22 protein-coding genes are annotated in these 23,141 nt (G+C 71.2%); 6 read left to right on the top strand and 16 right to left on the bottom strand.

Annotated elements, in window-relative coordinates:
* Positions 1–104: 104 nt before the first annotated feature.
* From AB0G59_RS09030 to clpS, 4 genes are all read right to left on the bottom strand, one after another.
* Entirely contained in the window at positions 105–527 is a 423-nt protein-coding gene (locus tag AB0G59_RS09030) for a M67 family metallopeptidase (RefSeq protein ID WP_360909532.1), read from the bottom strand.
* Between the two features lie 68 nt (positions 528–595).
* Positions 596–2,044: an amino acid permease gene (locus AB0G59_RS09025; RefSeq protein WP_360909530.1), complete on the bottom strand. Its 1,449-nt coding sequence runs from the start codon at positions 2,042–2,044 to the stop codon at positions 596–598.
* 333 nt (positions 2,045–2,377) lie between these two features.
* Complete coding sequence (locus tag AB0G59_RS09020; RefSeq protein WP_360909527.1) at positions 2,378–2,977, bottom strand: DUF2017 domain-containing protein; 600 nt, start codon at positions 2,975–2,977, stop codon at positions 2,378–2,380.
* Entirely contained in the window at positions 2,977–3,288 is a 312-nt protein-coding gene (gene clpS, locus AB0G59_RS09015; RefSeq protein ID WP_071963615.1) for an ATP-dependent Clp protease adapter ClpS, read from the bottom strand. The genes AB0G59_RS09020 and clpS overlap by 1 nt, the downstream gene beginning before the upstream one ends.
* 96 nt (positions 3,289–3,384) lie before the next feature.
* On the opposite strand from clpS, the gene AB0G59_RS09010 reads away from it, so the two are divergent.
* Positions 3,385–4,713, top strand: a complete 1,329-nt coding sequence (locus tag AB0G59_RS09010) for a nicotinate phosphoribosyltransferase (protein WP_360909525.1) — start codon at positions 3,385–3,387, stop codon at positions 4,711–4,713.
* A gap of 108 nt (positions 4,714–4,821) precedes the next feature.
* The gene (locus AB0G59_RS09005; protein WP_360909523.1) at positions 4,822–5,415 is read left to right on the top strand and encodes an isochorismatase family protein; all 594 of its coding nucleotides are present in this window, start codon (positions 4,822–4,824) and stop codon (positions 5,413–5,415) included.
* Between the two features lie 16 nt (positions 5,416–5,431).
* On the opposite strand, the gene AB0G59_RS09000 is transcribed toward AB0G59_RS09005, so the two are convergent.
* Together AB0G59_RS09000 and AB0G59_RS08995 are read right to left on the bottom strand one after the other, a co-directional pair.
* Entirely contained in the window at positions 5,432–5,758 is a 327-nt protein-coding gene (locus tag AB0G59_RS09000) for a hypothetical protein (RefSeq protein WP_071963621.1), read from the bottom strand.
* Between the two features lie 136 nt (positions 5,759–5,894).
* Complete coding sequence (locus tag AB0G59_RS08995; protein ID WP_360909520.1) at positions 5,895–8,315, bottom strand: immune inhibitor A domain-containing protein; 2,421 nt, start codon at positions 8,313–8,315, stop codon at positions 5,895–5,897.
* A 337-nt stretch (positions 8,316–8,652) separates the two neighbouring features.
* On the opposite strand from AB0G59_RS08995, the gene AB0G59_RS08990 reads away from it, so the two are divergent.
* The gene (locus AB0G59_RS08990; protein WP_360909518.1) at positions 8,653–8,922 is read left to right on the top strand and encodes a hypothetical protein; all 270 of its coding nucleotides are present in this window, start codon (positions 8,653–8,655) and stop codon (positions 8,920–8,922) included.
* Here AB0G59_RS08990 and AB0G59_RS08985 read toward each other — a convergent pair.
* Positions 8,908–9,567: an RDD family protein gene (locus AB0G59_RS08985; protein WP_360909515.1), complete on the bottom strand. Its 660-nt coding sequence runs from the start codon at positions 9,565–9,567 to the stop codon at positions 8,908–8,910. The genes AB0G59_RS08990 and AB0G59_RS08985 overlap by 15 nt on opposite strands.
* A gap of 68 nt (positions 9,568–9,635) precedes the next feature.
* Positions 9,636–11,009: an RDD family protein gene (locus AB0G59_RS08980; protein ID WP_360909513.1), complete on the bottom strand. Its 1,374-nt coding sequence runs from the start codon at positions 11,007–11,009 to the stop codon at positions 9,636–9,638.
* A 321-nt stretch (positions 11,010–11,330) separates the two neighbouring features.
* Here AB0G59_RS08980 and AB0G59_RS08975 point away from each other — a divergent pair, with 321 nt between their 5' ends.
* A complete protein-coding gene (locus AB0G59_RS08975) occupies positions 11,331–11,747 on the top strand; it encodes an SsgA family sporulation/cell division regulator (protein ID WP_360909511.1) in 417 nt (138 codons plus the stop codon).
* On the opposite strand, the gene AB0G59_RS08970 is transcribed toward AB0G59_RS08975, so the two are convergent.
* Positions 11,744–13,111 carry an FAD-linked oxidase C-terminal domain-containing protein gene (locus AB0G59_RS08970; RefSeq protein WP_360909509.1) on the bottom strand — a complete coding sequence of 456 codons (1,368 nt, stop codon included), beginning with the start codon at positions 13,109–13,111 and terminating at the stop codon, positions 11,744–11,746. The genes AB0G59_RS08975 and AB0G59_RS08970 overlap by 4 nt on opposite strands.
* A 150-nt stretch (positions 13,112–13,261) precedes the next feature.
* The gene (gene hppD / locus AB0G59_RS08965; protein WP_360909507.1) at positions 13,262–14,404 is read right to left on the bottom strand and encodes a 4-hydroxyphenylpyruvate dioxygenase; all 1,143 of its coding nucleotides are present in this window, start codon (positions 14,402–14,404) and stop codon (positions 13,262–13,264) included.
* A 121-nt stretch (positions 14,405–14,525) separates the two neighbouring features.
* Here hppD and AB0G59_RS08960 point away from each other — a divergent pair, with 121 nt between their 5' ends.
* On the top strand, positions 14,526–14,993 hold the full coding sequence (locus tag AB0G59_RS08960) for an Lrp/AsnC family transcriptional regulator (protein ID WP_360909505.1): 468 nt from the start codon (positions 14,526–14,528) through the stop codon (positions 14,991–14,993).
* 21 nt (positions 14,994–15,014) lie between these two features.
* On the opposite strand, the gene AB0G59_RS08955 is transcribed toward AB0G59_RS08960, so the two are convergent.
* From AB0G59_RS08955 to AB0G59_RS08940, 4 genes are all read right to left on the bottom strand, one after another.
* Positions 15,015–15,842 (bottom strand): S16 family serine protease, encoded by an 828-nt coding sequence (locus tag AB0G59_RS08955; protein ID WP_360909503.1) that lies wholly within the window; start codon positions 15,840–15,842, stop codon positions 15,015–15,017.
* A 300-nt stretch (positions 15,843–16,142) separates the two neighbouring features.
* Positions 16,143–16,784: a helix-turn-helix domain-containing protein gene (locus AB0G59_RS08950; protein ID WP_360909501.1), complete on the bottom strand. Its 642-nt coding sequence runs from the start codon at positions 16,782–16,784 to the stop codon at positions 16,143–16,145.
* 326 nt (positions 16,785–17,110) lie between these two features.
* Complete coding sequence (locus AB0G59_RS08945; RefSeq protein WP_360909499.1) at positions 17,111–18,898, bottom strand: DEAD/DEAH box helicase; 1,788 nt, start codon at positions 18,896–18,898, stop codon at positions 17,111–17,113.
* Between the two features lie 223 nt (positions 18,899–19,121).
* Positions 19,122–20,564: an MFS transporter gene (locus AB0G59_RS08940; RefSeq protein WP_360909497.1), complete on the bottom strand. Its 1,443-nt coding sequence runs from the start codon at positions 20,562–20,564 to the stop codon at positions 19,122–19,124.
* Between the two features lie 226 nt (positions 20,565–20,790).
* Here AB0G59_RS08940 and AB0G59_RS08935 point away from each other — a divergent pair, with 226 nt between their 5' ends.
* Positions 20,791–21,399 carry a hypothetical protein gene (locus tag AB0G59_RS08935; RefSeq protein WP_360909495.1) on the top strand — a complete coding sequence of 203 codons (609 nt, stop codon included), beginning with the start codon at positions 20,791–20,793 and terminating at the stop codon, positions 21,397–21,399.
* A 70-nt stretch (positions 21,400–21,469) separates the two neighbouring features.
* On the opposite strand, the gene AB0G59_RS08930 is transcribed toward AB0G59_RS08935, so the two are convergent.
* Positions 21,470–22,555, bottom strand: coding sequence for a putative sulfate exporter family transporter (locus AB0G59_RS08930; protein WP_360909493.1), 1,086 nt, complete (start codon positions 22,553–22,555; stop codon positions 21,470–21,472).
* Complete coding sequence (locus tag AB0G59_RS08925; protein WP_360909491.1) at positions 22,555–23,112, bottom strand: cysteine dioxygenase family protein; 558 nt, start codon at positions 23,110–23,112, stop codon at positions 22,555–22,557. The genes AB0G59_RS08930 and AB0G59_RS08925 overlap by 1 nt, the downstream gene beginning before the upstream one ends.
* Positions 23,113–23,141: the final 29 nt, after the last annotated feature.

Below are 23,141 nucleotides of genomic sequence, written 5' to 3'. Positions count from 1 at the left end.
GAACGCGGAGGCTCACATCGTGGGAACCATGGGGCGCATGGTATCGATTCCCTGTGCGCCGCCCGGAAATTCGTCCCGGCATGCGGAACGGACGGTCTCAGCACTCAGTACGCGTCGACGACCTGGACGTCTTCCTCGGTGACCGTTCCGTCGACGATGCGGAAGGAGCGGAACTGGAAGGGACCGGCGTCGTCGGTGTCGGCGGTGGAGACCAGGACGTAGTGGGCGCCGGGTTCATTGGCGTAGGTGAGGTCGGTGCGCGAGGGGTAGGCCTCGGTGGCGGTGTGGGAGTGGTAGATGACCACCGGCTCCTCGTCGCGGTCGTCCATCTCGCGGTAGAGCTTGAGCAGGTCCTGGGAGTCGAACTCGTAGAACGTGGGTGACCGCGCGGCGTTGAGCATGGGGATGAACCGCTCGGGCCGGTCGCTGCCGGCGGGGCCGGCGACCACGCCGCACGCCTCATCGGGGTGGTCGGCGCGGGCGTGCGCGACGATCTGGTCGTGCAGGGCCTGTGTGATGGTCAGCATGGGCGCCAGCATAAACAGAAGCCCCACCCGTACCGAGGGGTACGGGCGGGGCTTCGAAATCGCAGGTGTTACTTGGTGAGCGAGTAGTCCTTGCGCTCGAACGCCTGCGGGTTGCGCTTCTTCAGGATCAGGTACGAGACCCACATGATCGCGCCCCAGACGGGTGCGCAGTACAGCGAGATGCGCGCGTCCTTGTCGATGCCCATGAGCACGATCACCATGAAGATGAAGGCCAGGGCGAAGAGGCTGGTCCAGGGCGCGCCCGGGGCCTTGAGCTCGGACTGCGGCAGCTCGCCGCGGTCCGCCTTGCGGCGGTAGCGCAGCTGGGCGACGAGGATCATGATCCAGGCCCACATACCGGAGATGGTCGCGAAGGAGACGACGTAGTTGAACGCCTCGCCCGGCCACTGGTAGTTGATGAACACGCCGACGAGCATCAGCGCGGCGGAGAAGGTCGTGCCGCGGAACGGCAGGCCCTTCTTGGACAGCTGACCGAAGAACTTCGGGCCCTGACCGTTGAGGGACAGGTCGCGGAGCATACGGCCGGTGGAGTACATGCCGGAGTTGCAGGACGACAGCGCCGCGGTGAGCACCACGAAGTTGACGATGCCGGCACCGGCGGGCAGGCCGATCTTGGCGAAGGCCGCCACGAAGGGGCTGACGCCGGGCATGAACTCGGTCCAGGGAACGATCGACAGGATGATGATGAGCGCGCCCAGGTAGAAGACGGCGATGCGCCACGGCACGGTGTTGATGGCCTTGGGCAGGGTCTTCTTGGGGTCGGCGGCCTCGCCCGCCGTGACGCCGACGAGCTCGACGGCGAGGAAGGCGAACATCACGATCTGCAGGGTCATCAGCGTGCCGCCGATGCCCTTCGGGAAGAACCCGTCGTGGCTCCACAGGAGGCTGAAGGAGGCGGTGTCACCGGCGTCGGAGAAGCCGAGGGTGATGACGCCGATACCGATCAGGATCATGCCGATGATGGCGGTGACCTTGACCATCGAGAACCAGAACTCCAGCTCACCGAAGAGCTTCACGGAGATCAGGTTGATGAAGTAGAGAATGACGGTGAAGACCAGCGCCGATGCCCATTGTGGAATCGACTTGTTCCAGTACTGCACATAGGTGGCGGCCGCGGTGACCTCGGTGATGCCGGTGACGACCCAGAAGAGCCAGTACGTCCATCCGGTCACATAGCCCCAGAAGGGACCGAGGAACTCTCGGGCGTAGTCCGAGAAGGAGCCCGACACCGGGCGGTACATGAGCAGCTCACCGAGCGCTCGCATGATGAAGAAGATGACCAGGCCAGCAATTGCATAGGCCAGGATCAGGCTGGGTCCGGCCTTCGATATCGCCTTGCCCGCGCCCAGGAACAGGCCGGTGCCGATGGCGCCACCAATGGCGATCATCTGAATCTGTCGGTTACCGAGTCCCCGCTCGTAACCCTCGGAAGCATCCTTGCCGCTTCCCTCTCCGTCCCGCACTGCGGTGCGGTCGGCGACCTGCTCAGAGGTCATGGTGGTGCGCCTTTCTCCATACCGATCCGGTTGCTCCGGATCGGGTTCCGATCCCCCCGGATGGAGTCCTGCTCAGCGCCGACGGTCGGTCGGCTAGCGCTTCCGCTGCGACAGGGGTGGCGTCGCAGAGGCAGGTCGGCAAGAAGTATCACGTGTAAAGATGAGATCATCGGCGCGCTTGTGGCGCACGGCACAAAAAAATCCGGACACAAGTGATCTGGGACACCAATAGCCGCGACCACGGTGACTCGATCGTTATCCGGATTTGCGGGTCCGCTGAGCGAACGGGGCCGGAACGGCCCCGGAACAGCTTCTTCCCCTTGATTCGGGCCGTCAGGCCATGAGCGCCTCGACGAGCGTCTCCTGCAGCCCGCCGAGCCAGAGGTAGGCCATCACCATCGGCTTGCGGGGGTCCTCGTCCGGCAGCCGGAAGAGTGCTTCGCCGTCGTCCTCGTCGGTGATCTCCAGCCGGGCCCCGATGGTCAGCCGGAGGTCGTTCAGCGCGCCGAGCCACTGCCGGCAGCCCTCGGGGGTCAGCCGCAGCACCGCGTCGCCCGCCTCCTGCTCGCCGCCGCCGAGGGCGTCGAGCGAGCGGACCACGCCGAGCGCGTCCTCGCGCTTGCGCTCGCGCAGGTCGTTCTCGGTGTAGCGGCGGAATTCGGAGGCGTACGCGCGCTCCTGCCGGTCCTGCTCGGCGCCGGGGGTGCCGTAGGCGTCCGGGAACAGCCGGGCCAGGGCGGGGTCGGCCGGGGGCTCACTGGGGCCCTCCGCGAACAGCCGGGCCAGCGGATCGACGGCCTCCGGGCCATGCGTCTCCCCCGGGCCGATCAGCTCCAGGAGCTGTACGGCCAGGCTGCGCAGGATGGAGATCTCGACCTCGTCCAGGGCGACGGCCGCCCCGCCGCCGGGCAGCGGCTCGAAGTGCCCGGCCATCAACGGTCCTGCGACAGCGTCGCCCAGAGCCCGTAGCCGTGCATCGCCTGCACGTCGCGCTCCATCTCCTCGCGGCTGCCGCTGGAGACCGTGGCACGGCCCTTGTGGTGGACGTCGAGCATCAGCCGGTGCGCCTTGTCCTTGGGGTAGCCGAAGTAGGCCTGGAAGACATACGTCACATAACTCATGAGGTTGACGGGGTCGTTATGGACCAGGGTCACCCAAGGGACGTCGGGTTCGGTCACCGCGAAGGGCGACTCGCCCGTTTCGGGCCGTTCGATCTCGACCGGTGCAACACTCACGCTTCCCATGCTGCCACTCGGCGACTTCCCGTGCACAAACGGGGGCCCCAACTCCGCGCGCCCAGAAATCGTCACTCTGACGAGTAGGGGGGTAGCATCTGGACCATGAACGCTGCGGACCTGAGGCTCCCGGTCGACGTTCCATCGACGGCCCTCTTCACCGACCGGTACGAACTGACGATGCTGCAGGGTGCGCTGCGGTCCGGCACCGCCGGCCGGCGCTCGGTCTTCGAGGTCTTCACCCGCAGGCTGCCCGAGGGCCGCCGCTACGGCGTCGTCGCGGGCACCGGCAGGGTCCTGGACGCCGTGGAGAACTTCCGCTTCGACAGCGGCGTCCTGGACTTCCTGGCCGAGCAGCGGATCGTCGACGAGCCCACCCTCGCCTTCCTCGCCGACTACCGCTTCCGCGGCGACATCTGGGGCTACCCCGAGGGCGAGGTGTACTTCCCCGGCTCGCCCATCCTGCGCGTCGAGGGCACCTTCGCCGAGGCGGTCCTGCTCGAGACGGTGATCCTCTCGATCCTCAACCACGACTCCGCCGTCGCCGCCGCGGCCTCGCGGATGGCGGTGGCGGCCGGCGACCGGCCGCTGATCGAGATGGGCGCGCGCCGCACGCACGAGCTGGCGGCCGTCGCCGCCTCGCGCGCCGCCTACGTCGGCGGCTTCAGCTCCACCTCCGACCTGGCGGCCGGCTTCCGCTACAACATTCCGACGGTCGGCACCAGTGCGCACGCCTTCACTCTGCTGCACGACAGCGAGCGCGAGGCCTTCACCGCCCAGGTCGACTCCCTCGGCGGAGGCACGACGCTGCTCGTGGACACCTACGACGTGGCCGAGGCCGTCGCGATGGCCGTCGAGGTCGCCGGGACGGACCTGGGTGCCGTCCGGATCGACTCCGGCGACCTGCTGCTGCTCGCGCACCGGGTGCGCCGGCAGCTGGACGAGCTGGGCGCCAAGGACACCCGCATCGTGGTCACCAGCGACCTCGACGAGTACGCCATCGCCTCGCTGGCCGCCGCCCCCGTGGACGCCTACGGCGTGGGCACCCAGCTGGTGACCGGCAGCGGGCACCCCACCTGCTCGATGGTCTACAAGCTCGTGGCCCGCGCGGACGCCGCCGGGCCCGACGCACCGCTGCGTCCGGTCGCCAAGAAGTCCATGGGCGGCAAGTCGTCCGTCGGCGGCCGCAAGTGGGCCGCGCGCCGCCCGGACGCCGCCGGGGTGGCCGAGACGGAGGTCGTGGGCACCGGCGAGGTGCCGGCGGAGCTCGTGGACCGGCAGCTGCTGGTGGAGCTGGTGCGGGCGGGCGAGGTCGTGGCCCGTGAGCCCCTGGACGCGGCGCGTGACCGGCACAGGGCGGCGCGCGCGGCGCTGCCGATGTCGGCGACCCAGCTGTCGCGCGGCGAACCCGTGCTGCCCACGGAGTACCTCTGAGCGGGCGCCCGAGTGCCCCTCCCGTAACGCAATCCGAGTCACTACCCTCGGTCACACAGGGTTGATCCGCACAGTCGGCCGAGAGCCCCTCACCTAAGGATCTGCACCATGAACCGTGCACTGATCATCGTCGACGTGCAGAACGACTTCTGCGAGGGCGGCAGCCTCGCGGTGGCCGGCGGCGCCGACGTGGCAGCCGCCATAACCGACCTGGTGGGAGAGGCGCCCGCCGGATACGCGCACGTCGTCGCCTCGCGCGACATGCACACCGACCCGGGCGACCACTTCTCCGACCAGCCGGACTACGAGAACTCCTGGCCGCGGCACTGCGTGGCGGGCACGGAGGGCAGCGGCTTCCACCCCAACCTCTCCCCCGCCATCACCTCCGGGGCGGTCCAGGCCGTCTTCGACAAGGGCGCCTACGCCGCCGGCTACAGCGCCTTCCAGGGCACCGACGAGAACGGCACCGGGCTGGCGGACTGGCTGCGGGCACGGGATGTGACCGACGTGGACGTGGTCGGCATCGCCACCGACCACTGCGTACGGGCCACCGCGCTGGACGCCCGCCGGCAGGGCTTCGGCACCCGCGTCCTGCTCGACCTCACCGCGGGAGTGGCCCGGGAGAGCACCGAGCGGACTCTGGAGGAGCTGCGGGAGGCGGGCGTGGAGCTGAGCGGGAAGCCGATCGTCCAGGGCGGCTAGCGCGGCCTGGAGCCCCTCAGGTGGCGGGGGCCGGGCGCAGCAGGCTGGCGATCGGGTGCCAGGACTCGGTGTCGTCGTCCGGCGCCGCCCGCCACACGACCCCGTCGGGGTGGTGCAGCACGGCCGTGATCTCGTCCGGAGAGGGCGGATGGCTGTTGCCGCGCAGGTAGACGGCGCGCAGCCCGAGGTTGCGCAGCCGGGTGAGGGCCCGCTGGCGGTTCGCGGCGTGGACGAGCACGCGGACGCGCTCCCCGGGGCGGACACCGCCGTCGGGCGGGCCGGCCAGGGACAGGGCGACGACCACGCTGCCGTCGGGAAGCCTGGCGAATCCACCGCCTGCCATGCGCCTCACTTCTCCCCTGCGCGTAAGGGTGTCAATAAGACCATCATGGGAGGCATTGTCGGCGCGAACGGCCGCCGCCCGCTAGGGGGCGACGGCCGATACGTGCGTGACCTGCGGCGATGCCGCTACTGACGGGTCACTTGGTGGAGGGGCCCACCTGGATCGTCATCGTGGAGCCGGTGAGGGCCTCGGTGAGGATCTTGATGCGGGTGTTGGTGTCGGTCAGCTTGACCGCGCCCGTGGGGTTCGCCTCGTCGTAGTAGGTGTTCTTGTGGTCGTCGAAGACCGGAACGCCCATCTTGCCCTTGACGCGGGTGGCGACGCCGTCCTTGTGGACGGTGTAGCCCTCGGTCGGGTACCAGCTGAAGGTCGAGTCGTACGCCTGGAAGCGGTTGCGCATGAGCGAGCCGTCCGACCACTTCTCGGCCTTCGGGTGCGCGTCCACCGGCAGGATGCGGCCCGAACCCGGGTGCTCGCCGACGTTGTTGTCCTTCTGCGAGGTGTCCCACAGCCAGACCAGCAGGCCGTTCTGGTACGGGAAGTGCTCCACCCAGCCCGGCTTCGCCGTGCGCCAGCCGAAGTTGTACGGGCCGACCTTGAGGGTCTTGTCGTACGACACGTACTGGCGGTTCTCGGCGATGTAGTACTGCGGGTACTCCTTGGTGAAGGAGGCGCCGATGCGCGAGAAGCCCTTCACCGTCCAGCCGTTGTCGTCGCCCTCGGCGCCGTCGGTGACCAGGGCCTTGCCGTCGGCGGTCAGGGTGATGGCGTCGGCCGTGAAGCCCTTGCCGCCGGCGCCGCCGTCCGTCTGGTAGCGGAAGCGCACGTCGATCTTCTTGCCCGCGTAGGCGTCGAGCGGGAAGGAGAGCTTCTTGTACGCGCCCGAGACACCGGTCAGGGCCGGCTTGTCGCCGCCGTCACGGGTGATGGCCTTGCCGTCGGCGGTGCCGTCGACGGGCGTCCAGTTGGCGCCGCCGTCCGTGGAGACCTCGGTGTAGAGGTAGTCGTAGTTCTCCTCGATGTCCCACCAGCCGGACAGGTCCAGGGAGGCCTTGGACTTGCCGGTGAGGTCGACGGACCGGGAGAGGGTGTTCTTCAGGTCGTCGCCGGCGCCGCTCCACCACTGCTTGGCGCCCTCGGCCGGCTTGACGACCTCGGCGGTGACCTTCTTGGCGGGCAGGTCGACGACGACCGCCTGCTTGTCCTTGGTGTTGTACTCGGCGACGCCCAGCTTGTGGGTCGACTTCGTCGCGGCCTTGGCCTTGCCGTAGTTGAGCCAGCCGAGCTGCAGCTTGTCCCAGGCGCTCATGTCGCCGGGCAGGTCGCCGATGGTGTCCTTGCCCCGGCCGAGCCAGGAACCGGAGGACATCAGGGACCAGAAGTCGACGGAGGACTCACCGGTGCCGGTGGTGTCGTACTCGTCGGGCAGGCCCAGGTCGTGGGCGTACTCGTGGGCGAAGACGCCGAGTCCGCCGTTCTCGGGCTGCATGGTGTAGTCGCCGACCCACAGACCGGTGTCGCCGATCTGGGTGCCGCCGGCCTTGTTGTTCGCCGGGCCGGTCTTGCCGGCGTCGGAGCCGTAGGCGTACCAGCGGTGCGCCCAGATGGCGTCCTTGCCCTGGGCGCCGCCGCCCGCGGACTCGTCCTCGCCGGCGTGCACGATCTGGAAGTGATCGATGTAGCCGTCGGGCTCGTTGAAGTTGCCGTCGCCGTCGAAGTCGTTGCGGTCCCACTGGTCGAACTTCGCCAGCTCCGCCTTGACGTCCGCGTCGCTGCGGCCGGCGGCCTTCTGGTCCTTGACCCACTGGTTGACGCCGTCGCGCACGAGGTCCCAGGCGCTGGGGCAGTTGGTGGAGCCGCAGTAGTTCGAGCCGTAACGGGCCTCGTTGGACTGCACCTTCACCCAGTCGGTGACGGTGCCGTCGACGGAGTAGCGGCCGGACGACTGCTTCTCGTAGTACTTGGCCAGGGACTCCTTGTTCTCGTCGTGCGAGAAGTAGAGGTCCTGGAAGTACTCGCGGTTGTAGTCCTTCTGCCAGGCCGTGCTGTTGTCCTTCGCACGGTCCGGCTGGACTATCTGGTTGTGGGCGGGGCCGGGCTTGCCGCCGTACTTCTTGACGGGCGGCTTCGGGCCGTCCGGCCCGTCCGGGTCGTACATGGTCGTGTCGTCGACCTTGTCGCCGAAGTCGACCAGGATCGTAAAGATCTTGTCGGTCTTCTCGCGGCCGAGCTCGACGTACTTCCCCTTGCCGAGCTGGACGACCTTCGAGGCGCCGCGCTGCTCCGTCTTCGCATCCCCTGCGACGAGCTGCTGCAGTGCCGCCTTGCGCTGCTCTTCCTGCTTCTTGCTGAACGGGCCCTTGAGGTCGTGCTCCGCACCACGCTTGACCTGTGCCGGGTCCTGACGCTGGATGGAGGCGGGTCCCTGGTCCGCGCCGGACGGGCCGGTCACGCCCGCCGCCTGCGCGGTTCCCGCCGCCACGGCGCCCGTGCCGAGGGCCGCGATCACCACGGCCGCAGCGGCGGATCTGGCGACCCTCCGTTGACTGATCTTCACTTGTGAATGTCCTCCCCAGTAACAACTGTGGAGGTATTTGACCGGAGGGAGACAAGAAAAAACAGATCTTGACTGCAGCGATCAGAGGAAGTACGTTATCCGGCCTTTAAGTTACGGATATCGGGCGACAACGGGCGCGCCGGTCTCATTTCCTGACGAGGCGATGACCCCGTGCGCCCCTGATGCTCCCAGTACCGTGGGTTAGGTCACGCTTACCGCCAGTTCCCCTCGGGCAGAGAGCACCGTAGAGTCGATTGCGGTATGTACCAACGGTACGTACCAGCCGACTCCGCACTCCCCCCATACCGTTGCCCTTGCCTTGAGGACGGATCCCGCCATGCCGCGTCCGACTCCTGCACAGATCGCTTACGGATCGGCCACCGTAGTCTTCTCGACCCTCGCCATGCTGCTGCTGTCGCAGGCCAGGTCGGGGATCGCCGTCGCGGCCGTCGCACTGACCGCTCTCGCGCTCGGCCTGACCGTCGCCATGACCGTACGGACGCCGCGCCAACGGGCGTCCGCCACGCCCCCGTTGCCCGAACGGCGCACGCCCGCGCACGCGGGCCAGGCCCCCGCGGGCGTGGGGGAGCACTCACTGCACGGTTGAGACCACCACGGTCTTGGCCGCCTTGTCGTGAATGCACTGGTGGTACGGCTGGTCCCACGTGCACCACAACACGTTCACCAGCCAGAACACAAAGCCGCAGCACGGCACGATCTCGGGCAGGGAGTAGACGGCGGCGCGCGTCCAGCCGGGCTGGCCCTCGGGAATGGCGCCGTTGTCCAGCATCGCGACCCGGATCTTCATCGCCATCTTGCCCAGCGTCTGACCGCGCGTGGTCAGCATCAGGCCCTCGTAGACGAAGTAGACGACCGCGATGATGATGGACAGGCCCGTGGACTTGCCCTGGTCGTTCCACGGGTTGTAGTTCCAGGTCGCCAGCGAGAAGACCACGCTGACCGGGATGCTGACGATGAGCCCGTCGATGATCCGCGCGATCAGCCGCCGGAAGCGGCTGGCCAGCGGCGGCATCCCCGCCAGCGGGTCGGCGGCACCGAACTGGTCCCCGTAGGGATTGCCGGGACCGCCACCGCCGTACGGAGCGCCGCCCTGGGGGCCGCCGGCGCCACCGTACGGGCCGCCTGTCGTGCCGCCGCTCCCGGAGCCCGGGTAGGGCGGCGGCTGGGAGGACTCCGGCTCCGGAGGCCGCTTCTGGAAAGGGTCGTCGCCCTGCGGCTGGTCGGTGCTCATGGCCCCAGTGGACCGCAGGCCCGCGGTTCCCGCATCCGGCCGTATGCCGTTCGAGTCAGCCCGGCGCGTCAGCCCTTCGCCGCCGCCACGAACGTACGGGCCGCCTTGTCGTGCCAGCACTGCCGCCACGGCCGGTCGAACAGGCACCACAGCACGTTGAAGACGCCCACGGCGAGGACACCCAGCAGGCCGTAGACCAGCCACCTGCGCAGCGCGGCCCCGAAGCGGACCGTGTCGTGGGACTCGATGTCGAGCACGCGCACCCCGAACAGCTTCTTGCCCAGCGTGCGCCCCCACTTGGCCGTCGGCAGCGCTTCGTAGAGCACGCCGCCGACCAGCAGGACCGCCAGCACGATCGCCAGGTAGGTGCCCGTGGTGCCGTCGAGCAGCCAGACCGTGACGGTCTCGCCGCTCTGCCGGGCCTCCTCGAGCTTGGCGTCGATGTGCTCGACCGACTTGCCCCACAGCGGAGCGGCGACGGCCCCCACGGCACCGCCGAGGACGACCGTGTCGAGCAGCCGGGCGGCGAGGCGCCGGCCGAGCGCGGCGGGCCGGCCCTGGGCCTGCGCGGCCAGCAGGAAGGGGTCGTCCTTGGGCGGCTTCCAGGCCAGGGCCGCCTCGGCCCCGCCGGGCGGCTGCTGCTGGGCGAGCTGCTGCACCTGCTGGGCCCAGCCCACCTGGCGCGGCCGGTCGGCCGGGACGGGGGCGGACTCCCGGCGCCGGGCCGGGAGGGAGGCGGCCTCGGGCTCGGCCGGCGCCTCCTGGGCGCGCGGACCGTTCCACGCCGTCGGGGCGGCCTGTGCGGCGGCGGGGGCCGCGGCCGGGCGCGGCTCCGCCGCGGGCAGGGGCGCGGGCGGGCCGCCGGGGGCGGCGCCGTGGGGCTTGGGCCGCAGCGTGAGGGTGCCCTGACCGGGGGCGCCGGTCCCGCCGGCGGGAGGCGCCGCGGGCTCCTTGGCGGGCGTGTCGGGCAGGCGCGGGTCCCGGGCCTTGGGCAGCGCGGGGGCGGGGCCGTCGCCGACCTTGCCACCGCCGTTGCCCTGTCCCTCGGGCGTGCCGCCCCAGGAGACGCGGCGGTCCTTCTCGCCGCCGAAGCCGTCCTGCCGGGCGGCATCCGCCTGCCAGGCGGCGGGTGCCTCGGCGCGGGCCGGGGCGGGCTCCGGCTCCTCGTCGAGGAACACCGGGCCCGTCTCGTCCGGTGCCTGGCCGCCCGTCGCCCGCGGGGCCGGCCGCGGCGTCGGCGGCACGGGGGCGGCGAGCGCGGGCAGCGGCGCGGCGGCCACCGAGACGGGCGGCGCCGGCATGGGCTCGCCCTCGGCCGGGGCGGGCCGGCTGGTGCCGGGCACCCAGGCCGTGCCGCTCCAGTAGCGGATGTAGCCGGGAATGGACGGGTCGGGGTAATAGCCCTCGCGAGGGGTGTCCCCGGGGCCGTCAGGAGAGGTCATCAATGCCCCAAACTCCGTTCATGCACAACACACTTGACCTATCCGCCGTCTCCGGCTCCCACAGCGTCCGGGCGGACACCTCCGTCCGCCCCTGCATGACACTAACGAAGAGCGGAGCCGCCGGACGAAGGAGACCGGAAGAAAGACTGCCTTCGGGCGAAGCCCCGGGGGTTCCACCGCCGGACGCACGACACCCGAACGAGATATGCGCGAAAGAACGTACGAACATCCGGGTCGCGAAGAAATCGCGCGAAGTCGCGTCATGACGGCCGCCCCGGCCCCTCTCTCCTGGTGCCGATCCCGAGGAGAGAGGGCGCACACATGCACACCGTGGTGGAACGCGAACTGATGCTGGACATGGTGCTGTCGCCGGAGCGCAGCACGCCGGTCGCCGCCCGGCTGGTCTACCGGACCGAGGACCCCTACGCCGTCCACGTCACCTTTCACATCACCTCGCAGAAGCCGGTGACCTGGACGTTCGCCCGTGACCTGCTGCGGGAGGGCGCGCACCGGGCCGCCGGGGAGGGGGACGTGCGGGTGTTCCCCATGCGGGACCGGGGGCACGCCGTGGTGTGCGTCGCGCTGTCCTCGCCGGAGGGCCAGGCGCTGCTCAAGGCGCCGGCGCGGGTGGTCTGGGGATGGCTGGGCCGCACCCTGAGGACCGTGCCGCCGGGCGAGGAGCGCGAGTGGCTCGACCTGGACGAGGCCCTGCGGGAGCTGCTGGCCTCGGACGCCTAGAGGACCTTGCCGGGGTTGAGCAGGCCGAGCGGGTCGAAGACGGCCTTGATGCCGCGCTGCATCTCCATGGCCACCGGCCCGGCCTCCCGGGCGAGCCAGTCCTTCTTCAGCAGGCCCACCCCGTGCTCGCCGGTGATGGTGCCGCCCAGTTCCAGGCCCAGGGCCATGATCTCGTCGAAGGACTCACGGGCCCGGCGCGCCTCGTCGGGGTCGGCCGGGTCGAAGCAGACGACGGGGTGGGTGTTGCCGTCGCCGGCGTGGGCGCAGACGGCGATGGTCAGCCCGTAGGCGCGCCCGATGGCGGCGGTGCCCTCCAGCATGGCGGCGAGCCGGCCGCGTGGGACGCAGACGTCGTCGATCATCGTGGCGGGCCGGAGCCGCTCGAGCGCGGGCAGGGACAGCCGGCGGGCCTGCAGGAGCAGTTCCGACTCGGCGGGGTCCTCGGCCGGTACGACCTCGGTGGCGCCGGCGGCCGTGCACAGCGCGGCGACGGCGGCGAGGTCGGGCGCGGGGTCGGGGGTGTCGAACGCGGCGAGCAGGAGGGCCTCGGTGGATTCCGGAAGGCCCATCTTCGCCATGGAGTTGACGGCCTTGACGGTCGTGCCGTCCATCAGCTCCAGCAGTGAGGGGGCGTGTCCGCGCTGCATGATCTGCCGTACGGCCTCGCAGGCGGCGGCGACGGAGGGGAACTCGGCGGCCAGCACCAGCTGTTCGGCCGGGGCGGGCCGCAGCGCCAGGACGGCCCGGACGACCACGCCCAGGCTGCCCTCGGAGCCGACGAAGAGGCGGGTGAGGTCGTAGCCGGCGACGCCCTTGGCGGTGCGGCGGCCGGTGGTGAGCAGCCGCCCGTCGGCGAGGACGACGTCCAGGCCCAGGACGTACTCGGCGGTCACGCCGTACTTGACGCAGCACAGTCCGCCGGAGGCGGTGCCGATGTTGCCGCCGATGGTGCACTGTTCCCAGCTCGAGGGGTCGGGCGGGTAGCACAGGCCGTGCTCGGCGACGGCCCGGGACAGGACGGCGTTGACGACGCCCGGCTCGACGACGGCGATCCGCTCGACAGGGTCGATCTCGATGATCCGGTCCATCTTGAGGAGCGAGAGCACGATGCAGCCGTCGCTGGCGTTGGCCGCCCCGGACAGCCCGGTGCGGGCGCCCTGCGGGACGACGGGCACGCGCAGCGCGGTGGCGGTCCGCATGACGTGCTGCACCTGCTCGACGGTGCGGGGCAGGACGACGACGGCGGGGGTGCCGGCCTCGCAGAAGCCGGCCATGTCGTTGGCGTACGAGGCGGTGACGTCGGGGTCGGTGACGAGGGCTTCGGCCGGGAGCCGCTCTCGCAGTAACTTGATCAGTTCGTCCATGGGGGGATCTTTCCCCTACCCGCCCCTTCCCGTAACCGGGGCTCCGCCCCGGACCCCGGTCCTCAATCGCCGGACGGGCTGGATTTTCCAGCCCGTCTGGGGGCACCTCCCAGCGGTAGCTGGGGGAGATTGAGGACGCTCCCGGCAGGGTCAGAGGTTGCCGCGCTTGTCCTGCTCGCGCTCGATGGCCTCGAACAGCGCCTTGAAGTTGCCCTTGCCGAAGCCCATGGAGCCATGGCGCTCGATCATCTCGAAGAAGACGGTCGGGCGGTCCTGGACCGGCTTGGTGAAGATCTGCAGCAGATAGCCGTCCTCGTCGCGGTCGGCGAGGATCTTCAGCTCGCGCAGGGTCTCGACGGGCACCCGGGTCTCGCCGACCCACTCGCCGAGCGTGTCGTAGTAGGAGTCCGGGGTGTCCAGGAACTGCACGCCCGCGGCCCGCATGGCCCGTACCGTGGCGACGATGTCGTTCGTGGCCAGCGCGATGTGCTGCACGCCGGGGCCGTTGTAGAACTCCAGGTACTCGTCGATCTGCGACTTCTTCTTGGCGATGGCCGGCTCGTTGAGCGGGAACTTCACCTTGCGGGTGCCGTCCGCGACGACCTTCGACATGAGCGCGGAGTACTCGGTGGCGATGTCGTCGCCCACGAACTCCTTCATGTTGGTGAAGCCCATGACGTTGTTGTAGAAGGCGACCCACTCGTCCATCTTGCCGAGCTCGACGTTGCCGACGCAGTGGTCGATGGCCTGGAAGCGGCGCTCGCCGGGCTCGACGATCGGGTCGGCGGCGACGTAGCCGGGCAGGTACGGGCCGGTGTAGCCGGAGCGCTCGACGAGGGTGTGGCGGGTCTTGCCGTAGGTGGCGATGGAGGCGAGGACGACCGTGCCGTGCTCGTCCTTCAGCTCGTACGGGGCCTCCAGGCCGGTGGCGCCGTGCTCGACGGCGTAGGCGTACGCGGCACGGGCGTCCGGCACCTCGATGGCGAGGTCCACGACGCCGTCGCCGTGCTCGGCCACGTGCTCGGCGAGGAAGCGGCCGTGGTCGGTGGCCGGCTTGATCACGGTGGTGAAGACGAACCGGGCGCCGCCGGACTCCAGGACGTAGCTCGCGGTCTCGCGGCTGCCGTTCTCCGGCCCGCGGTAGGCGACGCGCTTCATGCCGAAGGCGGTGGAGTAGTAGTGCGCGGCCTGCTTGGCGTTGCCGACGGCGAAGACGACCGCGTCCATCCCCTTGACCGGGAAGGGGTCCGCCTGCCGTGCGGTGTGAGGGGTGTGATCCGTGGTCTGAGTCATGGCCGCAGCGTCTCGCCGATCCACAAGGTGCGCAATAGTTTGTGTATTCACTGGGCATTGTGTACAGCGTTCGCGCGGTAACACCGGGCGTTGTGTGCAGGATGACTATGGGAGGTGGGCCATGGTGATCGATCGTTTGGACGGCAGGCTGCTGGAGCTGCTCGCGCACGAGCCCCGCATCGGGGTCCTGGAGGCCTCGCGGCGCCTGGGCGTGGCGCGCGGGACGGTGCAGGCGCGGCTGGACCGGCTGCAGTCGCAGGGGGTGATCCGCGGTTTCGGGCCGGACGTGGACCCGGCGGCGCTGGGCTATCCGGTGACGGCGTTCGCGACGCTGGAGATCAAGCAGGGGCAGGGCGCGGACGTGCGTAGCCACCTGGCGACGGTTCCCGAGGTGCTGGAGCTGCACACCACGACGGGGCACGGCGACATGCTGTGCCGGCTGGTGGCCCGCTCGAACGCGGACCTCCAGCGGGTGATCGACAAGGTGGTGGGCTTCGACGGCATCGTCCGGGCCTCCACGGCGATCGTCATGGAGAACCCGGTGCCGCTGCGGATCATCCCGCTGGTCAAGCAGGCCTCGGAGGACTGAGCCGGCCGGGCCCGCCGGCGCTCAGCAGGTTGGCACCCGGCCGCCGGAGGCCAGCGCCCGCAGGGAGGTGACCGCGTCCTTCAGGCCGGTCACCGGAACCAGCTGCAGCCCCTTGGGCAGCTCGGCCTGCGCCTCCGAGCACTCCCCCTTGGGCACGAGGAAGACGGTGGCGCCGTCCCGCCGGGCCGCCTGCGTCTTGAGCGAGACGCCGCCGACCGCGCCGACCGTCCCGTCGGGCTCGATGGTGCCCGTGCCCGCGATGGTGCGCCCGCCGGTCAGGTCGCCGCCGCGGCCGTCGCCGTCGAGCTTGTCGACGACGCCGAGCGCGAAGAGCAGCCCGGCGCTGGGGCCGCCGACGTCGGCGAGGCTGAGCTCCACCTTGACGTCCTTGGGCGACCGGTGCAGATACGCCAGGGCGGCCTGGGCGGCGGAGTCCTGCGACTTCTTCATCTCGGCGACGTTGTGCCGCTCGATCTCCTCGTCGGACTGACCGGCGGGGTAGACGGCGTCGTACGGCATCACGGCCCGGTCGGTGCGGAACCAGCTGCTGATCACGGTCTGCAGGCTGATGTCGGTGTCCGGGCCGGTGGCCTCGATGGTGGTCATGCGCAGCTGCCCGCTGGTGCTGCGGGTCTTCGCACCGGTGATCGTGATCACCGGCTTGTTCTTGTGCTCGCCGAGGACGTTCGCCGTCGTCGACCCCGGCTGGGCGATGACGAAGGGCAGCGGAACGAGCGCGGCGACCGCGAACAGGGCGACGACGGGCGCGGCGCAGAGGGCGAGGGTCCGGGTACGCGCCGTCTTGGCGGGCGACGCGGACGGCGCGGACGAGGTGGCGGCAGCTGGCATGCTGCGAATCTAGTTCACACGAGCGACGACGGGGGCACGCGGGCCGCGTGGGGGGGGGCGGGCGCCGTGCCTGCGTGCGGGCCTGCGGCACGGGGCGGCCGGGCACCGCGCGGGCGATCGCGCCGCACCGAGCCGGGCGGGCACCGCGCAGGCGATCACGCGGCACCGAGCCGGGCGGGCACCGCGCGGGCCATCACGCGGCACAGGACCGGATGCTCCGCGCAGGCGATCCCGCGGCGCGGGGCCGGGCCGGGGCCCGGCCGGGCGCCGCGGGGACCGTCCTCGGCGCGCTCCGCGCGCCTAGCGCAGGGCGTCGGCCACCTCCTTCGCGGCTTCCATGACCCGGGTCCCGACCCGCTGGGGCACCGAGTCGGCGAGCATGACCACTCCCACGCTGCCCTCGATCCCGGACACCCCGAGCAGCGGTGCCGCGGCCCCGCTCGCCCCGGCCTCCAGCTCGCCGTGGGTGAGCGCGTACCCGGGGTTGTCGACCTCGCCCCGGCGGGCGGCGAGGATCGCCCGCCCTGCCGCACCACGGTCCAGGGGGTGTCGGAACCCGGTGCGGTAGGCCACGTGATAGTCGGTCCAGGTCGGCTCGACGACGGCGACCGCGAGCGCCTCGGCGCCGTCGACGAGCGTGAGGTGTGCGGTGGCCCCGAGGTCCTCGGCCAGCGACCGCAGGGCGGGCAGGGCGGCCTCCCGCACGAGCGGGTGCACCTGCCGTCCGAGCCGCAGGACCCCGAGCCCCACCCGGGCCCGGCCGCCGATGTCCCGGCGTACGAGCGCGTGCTGCTCCAGGGTGGCCAGCAGACGGTAGACGACCGTGCGATTGACGCCGAGCTTGGTGGACAGCTCGGTGACGGTCAGACCGTGATCGGTGTCGGCGAGCAGTTTGAGGACACGCAGTCCCCTGTCGAGCGTCTGCGAAGTCTCCGCGGTCACGACGCCCCTCCTCCGATGAGTGGCGGCCCTCGCCGCGGTGGGGGTGCGCCGCCGGTCCCGTCCGGCAGCGCGCGAGGAGAGGCCGCCGGCCGTTGACGCATGATCCGGCTGCGCTCCGCGGCGGCGCTGCCACGGGGCGTGTGCGTGACCGGCACCGTAGCGCCGCCGGTCCGCTCAGCGGAAGGGTCTGCCCACAATCCGGGCACTGCAGGGGGGATTTGGGGGTGGTGCTGCCGGTTGTCCGACTCCGGCGGCCGGGCGACGGCGACGGAACGAAAACGGGGCCCGGACCCTTGGTCCGGACCCCGCTCACTGCTTCATCCGCGTCACTTCATCCGCGTGGCCCACTCGCGCACCTTCTTGATGCGCTCGTTCAGCTGCCCCGCGGTCGCCTCGGCGCTCGGCGGTCCGCCGCAGACGCGGCGCAGCTCGGTGTGGATCACGCCGTGCGGCTTGCCGCTCTGGTGGACGTACGCGCCGACGAGCGTGTTCAGCTGCTTGCGCAGCTCCAGCATCTCCTTGTGCGTGACCACCGGCCGCCGCTCCGCCGGGAGCTCCAGCAGGTCGACCTCGGCGTCGGGCCGCTTGCGGCTGTGCGCGATCTGCCGGGCCTGGCGCTTCTGGAGCAGCAGCTGGACCTGGTCGGGTTCGAGCAGGCCGGGGATGCCGAGGTAGTCCTGCTCCTCCTCGCTGCCGGCGTGGGCCTGCATGCCGAATTCGGCGCCGTCGTAGAGGACGCGGTCGAAGACGGCCTCGGACTCGAGGGCCTCGAAGGAGAGCTGGTCGTTCTCGCCGGTGTCCTCGTCCTGCTGCTTCTCGGCCTCGGCGAGCTCCTTCTCGGACTCGGCGTACGGGTCCTCCTCGCCCTCCTTCTTGGGCTTGTCGAGGACGTGGTCCCGCTCGACCTCCATCTCGTTGGCGAAGGTCAGCAGCGTCGGGATCGTGGGCACGAAGACGGACGCGGTCTCGCCGCGCCGGCGCGAGCGCACGAAGCGGCCGACGGCCTGGGCGAAGAACAGCGGCGTGGAGATCGTCGTCGCGTACACGCCGACCGCCAGCCGCGGCACGTCCACGCCCTCCGACACCATGCGGACGGCGACCATCCAGCGGTCGTCGGAGTGGGAGAAGTCGTCGATGCGCTGCGAGGCGCCGGAGTCGTCGGACAGGACGAGCGTGGCGCCCTCGCCGGTGATCTCCCGGATGAGCTTGGCGTAGGCGCGGGCCGACTCCTGGTCGGAGGCGATGACGAGGGCGCCCGCGTCGGGGATGGACTTGCGGACCTCGGACAGCCGCTTGTCGGCGGCGCGCAGCACGTTCGGCATCCAGTCGCCGCGCGGGTCCAGGGCCGTGCGCCAGGCCTGGGAGACGGCGTCCTTGGTCATGGGCTCGCCGAGCCGGGCCTCCAGCTCGTCGCCCGCCTTGGTGCGCCAGCGCATGTTGCCGCTGTAGGAGAGGAAGATGACCGGCCGCACGACGTTGTCGGCCAGGGCGTTGCCGTAGCCGTAGGTGTAGTCGGCGGAGGAGCGGCGGATGCCGTCGTTGCCCTCTTCGTAGGTGACGAAGGGGATGGGGTTGGTGTCGGAACGGAAGGGCGTTCCGGTCAGGCAGAGGCGGCGGGTGGCTGGCTCGAACGCCTCCAGGCACGCCTCGCCCCAGGAGCGGGAGTCACCGGCGTGGTGGATCTCGTCGAGGATGACGAGCGTCTTGCGCTGCTCGCAGCGGTTGCGGTGCAGCATCGGGCGTACGCCCACGCCGGCGTAGGTGACGGCGACGCCGTGGTACTCGCGGCCGAGCGGCCCGGCGCTGTACTCGGGGTCGAGCTTGATGCCTATGCGGGCCGCGGCCTCGGCCCACTGCTTCTTCAGGTGCTCGGTGGGCGCGACCACGGTGACCTGCTGGACGACGTGGTGGTGCAGCAGCCACGAGGCGAGGGTGAGGGCGAAGGTGGTCTTTCCGGCGCCCGGGGTGGCGACGGCCAGGAAGTCGCGCGGCTGGGCCTGGACGTACTTCTCCATGGCGCCCTGCTGCCAGGCGCGCAGCTTGTTCGCGGTACCCCAGGGGGCCCTGCCGGGGAAGGCGGGCGAGAGATGGTGATTGGCGGTGGTGGTAGTCACGGTCTCCGTCGGCTGACTCGGCGATCGGCAACCGCGTCAGCCTACCCGCGTCCGCGGCGGCTCCCGTGTGGTACGACCCGGGCTCACCCAAGGGTGGGACCGAGGTCACACACCTCCGAACAAGGCCCGCCGGGCGACAAAAAGCCCGTCCGGCGTTTGAGGACCGGGGGTCCGGGGGCGGAGCCCCCGGTTACGGGAAGGGGCGGGGTGGGGGAAAGAACCCTCACCCCCGAGGCCGCAGCCGAGTGGCCACGTACGCCCCCACCACCGCGCTCCCCGCCGCCAACGCGAAGACAGCGACAAACGCAGCCGGCGGCGCAGCCGCACCCCCATCCCCCACCCCCGTCGCCCCACCCCCGCACACAACGAACAGCACCCCCGCCACCCCCACCAGCACAATGCTCCCGAGCGCATCCGACACCTGCAGCGAAGCGGAATTGGCCCCTTCCTCCCCCGCCCGCGACAGCCGGAGCAACAGCACCGCCCCGCTGGAGATCGTCAGCCCCATCCCGTACCCGCCCACGATCCACGCGAGGGCGACGGTCCACACGGGCACCGCCCCGATCAGCACGGCGGGGGCCAGCGCGACGGCGAGCGCCAGCAGCAGCATGCCGAGGCTCATCATCCGCTCGCGGTAGGGCTCCATGCGGGAGCGGCTCTGGGTGTACGAGCCGAGGGCCCAGGTCAGCCCGCCGCCGGTGAGGGAGAGCCCGGCCATCGTGGCCGACAGCCCCCGCTCGGTCACCAGCATCAGCGGCACGAAGCTCTCGGCGGCCAGGAACGACCCCTGGGCGATGCCGCGCAGCAGCACGACCGACGGCAGGCCGCGCCCGGCCAGGAAGGTGCGGGCGGGCAGCAGCCGGCGCACGCACGGGACGAGCAGGGCGAGTCCGGCGGCGGCCGGAACGGCGGCGAGGGGCCGCAGGTCCTGGCCGGCGTACTGCAGCAGCCCCGCCCCGGCGGCGACGCCGAGCGCGAGCAGGATCCGGCGGCGGTCCGCCGTGCCCGTACGGTCGGCGGGCGGCAGCGACCGCAGGGCCGGCAGCATGACGGCGAGCGGGAGCAGTATCAGTACGGGGATGGCCAGGAACACCCAGCGCCAGCCGAGGTTCTCGGTGACCGTTCCGGCGACCAGCGGCCCGACGATCACGGGCACCACCCACGCCGCCGAGAACGACGCCATCACCGCCGGCCGCAGCCGCTCGGGATAGGCCCGCCCCACCACCACGTACAGGGCGACGATCACCAGGCCGGCGCCGATGCCCTGCACACCGCGCGCGGCGACGAACATCCACATCCGCTGTGCCGAGCCCGCGCCCACCAGGCCGGCGCCGAAGGCGGCGATGCCGGTGAACAGCGGCGCGAGGGGGCCGGCGCGATCGCTCCACTCCCCCGACAGGGCCATGGCGAAGAGGCTCGCGGTGAAGAAGGCGGAGAAGGAGAAGGCGTACAGCTCGATGCCGTCGAGGGCCCGGGCCGCGACCGGCATCGCGGTGTTGACCGCGCTCGCCTCGAAGGCGATGAGGGAGACGACGGAGATGATGCCGAGGGTCAGGGCCCGGTAGCGACGGCCGAGCACCCCGCCGGTGGAGTCGGTGCATTCGGCGGCCGTGCCGGGACCGGGGACGGGGACGGATGGGGCGGCGTCTGCGTCGGGGGCGGTCATGGAGTCAGCGTAGGGAGCCGGGAGGCGGTGCGAGCCCGGCCCGGGAACGGATTCTTGTCGTCCGTAGGCCCTAGGTCGAAGGCCCCGTGCCGGAGGCCACTCTGGACAAGATCACCATGTCCATGACTACAGACTGGACTAGACCACTTACCAGCGGCGCATTTTATGCTGACAGCCGGTCAACTTACGCACGTCGCACGCCCATCGGGCCGTGCAGCATCATTATTTGGGGAACATCATTTCCATCCGGCACGTCTTCGCCACCGCTCTGTTCGTCTCGGCCGCACTGGGGCTGACCGCCTGCGGACCCGAGGACGACAAAAGCGCCGAGTCCGGTTCCGAGCCCTCGCAGGTCGCCGAGGCGCCCCAGCAGTCCGACCAGGGCGCTCGTCCCGGCGGCCGCCGGAACGACCGGGGAGCCAACGGCAACAGGGGCAACTGCCCGACCCTCGCCGAGGGCCACAAGGTCGTCTGGGTCAGCAACGTCGAAGGCGCGATGAACAACGTCATCGCCAAGGACAGCAAGTGCAACCCGACGGCGAGCGGGGCCGCCTACCGTCCGGAGGGGGCGCTGAAGACCTTCTCGTTCTCCCCCGACGCCAAGGTCACGGTGATCACGAAGGACCAGGGCCAGCAGGCCCGCACCGACAAGGAAGGCCCGAAGACCGGCATCGCGCACGTGAAGACGTGCGCCGACCCGGACGGCAAGCAGTACGACGGCGGGCAGGCGCAGAAGACGAAGGGCGAGGAGTTCTGCTGGGGAGCGAACTTCTACGACGTCGCCGTCGGCTCCGGCAACAAGATCACGGAGATGACCGAGATCTACGCGCAGTGAACCCGGCGGGGCCCGGCGCACGGCCGGGCCCCGTCCCCTCCTGGGTTCCCCCCTCGTTTCGCGGCGGACCTCAGGTGGTGAGGAGGACTCCGCCGTACGACGCGCCGGCGATGACGATCCACGAGCACAGCCCCAGCGCGGCGACCCGTCCGCCGGTGCGGGTCAGGGTCGGCAGGTGCACCGCGCTGCCGAGGCCGAAGAGGGCGGCGGCGAGGAGCAGTTCCTGGGCGTGCTGGGCGAGGTCGAGGGCGCTGCCGGGCAGCCAGCCGGTGGTCCGTACGGCCACCATGGCGAGGAAGCCGAGCACGAAGAGCGGCACGAGCGGCGGCCGCTTGCCGGACGCCTTCCCGGCGCCGGCACCATCCCCCGTACTGCGGGCGCGGCGGGCGCGTACGGAGACCACCACCGCCGCGACCAGCGGGGCGAGCAGCGCCACCCGCATCAGCTTGACCAGCACCGCGTCGGCGAGGGCCGCCGGGCCCGCGGTCTGGGCGGTGGCCACGACCTGTCCGACGTCGTGCACGCTCGCCCCGGCCCAGCGGCCGAACTGCGCGTCGCCGAGGCCGAGCGGATGGTGCAGCAGCGGCAGGACCGCGATCGCGAGCGTGCCGCACAGCGTCACCAGCGCCACGGACGTCGCCACGTCCTCCTCGTCGCTGCCCGAGACCTCGCTGACCGCGCCTATCGCGGAGGCGCCGCATATCGAGTAGCCGGTGGCGATCAGCAGCGGCTGGTCGCCGCGCAGCCCCAGGCGGCGGCCGAGCCACAGCGTCCCGAAGAACGTCGCGGCGACCACCGCGACCACCATGACGACGGTGGCCCAGCCCAGCCCGAGGACGTCGTCCAGGCTGAGCTTGAGCCCGAGCAGGACGATGCCGACGCGCATGAGCCGCTTGCCGGCCAGCGTCAGGCCCGGCTTGCCGATGCCGCGCACCCGGGCCCGTACGCCGGGCAGGTGCGCGGCGGCGATGCCGAGGACGACGGCCGCGGTGAGCATGGGGACGGCGGGTACGAGCCGGTGCACCGCCCAGGCGAGGGCGACGCCGGCGGCGGCCATGGCGAGGCCGGGCAGCTTGCCGGGGGTCGGGGCGGGTGTCGGGGCGGATGTCGTCCGGGTGGGCGCCGCGGTGTTCCGCTGCGAGCTGAGGAGCGCCATCAGAGCTCGTCGGCGGGCAGGTCGTAGACGCGCCGGACGCTGGAGCCGAGGCGGGCGATGTCGGCGCCGTAGATGTGGATCGAGATGGCCACGGACGAACAGGCGTTGCGCACCCGGTGGATGTCGCCGGGCGGGGCGAAGCCGCAGACGTCGCCCTGGTGGTTGACCACGTCCTCCGTCGCCACGAGGCGCGCGGTCGTCCCCTCGGGGACGAGCCGGTAGCGGCGCTCGCTCTCGGTGCCCTGGTGGACGCCGGTGACGCACCAGGAGACGTGGTCGTGGATGGAGGTCTGCTGACCGGGCAGCCACACGAGCGCGACGACGGAGAAGCTGCCGTCCCGCTCGGCGTGCAGCACGTGCTGGCGGTAGCGGTCGGGGTCGCCCTCGCACTGTTCGGCGGTGAGCAGGTCCGCGGCGCCGAGGTGGGTCGCGAGCCGCTCGCCGACGAGGTACGCCGTCGTGTCGGGCGGCAGGCCGCGGCCTACGGCCTCCCGGACGTCGCCGACCAGCCGGCCGAGGCGCGCGGTCGTCGGGGGTGCGGCGGTGGGTGTGGTCATACGTGCAGAGTCGGGGCCGCTGATCCATC

Source organism: Streptomyces sp. NPDC021096 (assembly GCF_040641275.1).
Classification (GTDB): domain Bacteria; phylum Actinomycetota; class Actinomycetes; order Streptomycetales; family Streptomycetaceae; genus Streptomyces.
This window is presented reverse-complemented; position numbering and strand designations above follow the sequence as displayed.